We start from the raw sequence: 1,105 nt of genomic DNA, 5'->3' as shown, positions 1-1,105 counted from the left end.
CAGGTTCAGCGCACGTGACATTCCTGCGAAATTGTTCCGGCAGAAGGGGCAGGGCGCACGGTCCGTATGCAAGGTGGCGACACCACCTCTCAAGCCCGCCCGGTGGGCCTGGGCGAGCGCATCACCTTCGGCATGCAGGAGGTGCATGTTCATCACACCTCCCGGATTGCTGTGCTGCACTCCAGGCGCATTCATTCCGTAGAAAGTCTGCCCCTGATAATCGAGCCTGGCGAGAGTACCTTCCTTCTTGGGAGTACTCGTGCCGACCTGATCCATATTCAATACGTAGCAGCGTTGCCGCAGTTGTGCGTCAGTACCGGCGCAGCCCCCGCCACCGCATAGTACGTGTGCGCGCCGGTCGGTCGTCATCTGCGTTTTTGCTGGTCAGCGAATTCCGGCCTATCCGTGGGTGTGCGTGGAAGTGCCCTGTTGTGCGACCGTGTTGCCGTCAGACGGCTGCGCGCCTGAGGGCGGTGGAGTGGGGTTTGGCCGGCGTCCTGCCCGGGTTGGGGTCGGGCATGGTCAGGGGGCCGTACGCTGGCCCGGCAACTCGGGCAGGTCGTGATCCTGCCCGGAATTTGAACGAGTGGCCCCCTGGCCTTGCCCGACGCGGGCCCCGGCCCGGGGAGGTGGGTAAAGCCCACGGAGCCGACCGGCCCCATCCCCGGGCCTCCGTCCCGACCAACTCTCCGCCGTCGCCTCGCCGTCGGCCTGGCGCCCGTCGTGCGGGCGCGTCCGGCTTCCTTCGCGCTTCCGGTAGTCCGCTGCGCCGTTTCTGCGCGGCCTGATCGCTGGCCGGCCCGCGGTGGCGGAGCCGAGAGCGGGCCGGGTGGGCGGCCGTGCCGCGCGCGACCCGCGCCAGCGGGTCGCCTTGACCGGCTCCGCACCACCTGCCAGTGCTGCACCCAGGGCCTGGACACCGAACGAAAGAAGTGCTGCACGATCGGCAAGTGCTGCCAGAAACGGCTGTCCCCCTTGACCGTGACCTACGTGCACTCGGTGCTCAAGTCGGCTCTGGAACACGCTGTCCGCGAGGACGAGCTGCCGCGCAACGTCGCCCGGAACGTCAAAGCCGCCACGCCCCGGCCCAGGCACTTCCGGCCCC

Annotated in this window: 1 protein-coding gene and 1 pseudogene; one reads left to right on the top strand and one right to left on the bottom strand. The window is 68.3% G+C overall.

Features of this window, described 5'->3' with window-relative positions:
- The coding region (locus ACFV9O_RS40710) for a deaminase (RefSeq protein ID WP_385428190.1) at positions 1 to 369 on the bottom strand (369 nt) is incomplete at its 3' end.
- A 501-nt stretch (positions 370 to 870) separates the two neighbouring features.
- Here ACFV9O_RS40710 and ACFV9O_RS40705 point away from each other — a divergent pair.
- Positions 871 to 1,105, top strand: a pseudogene (locus ACFV9O_RS40705) (site-specific integrase); the annotation flags it as partial.

This window comes from Streptomyces sp. NPDC059909 (assembly GCF_042730885.1).
Taxonomy (GTDB): Bacteria; Actinomycetota; Actinomycetes; order Streptomycetales; family Streptomycetaceae; genus Streptomyces.
The sequence above is the reverse complement of the archived record's forward strand: the minus strand, read 5'-3'. Positions and strand labels throughout refer to the sequence as shown.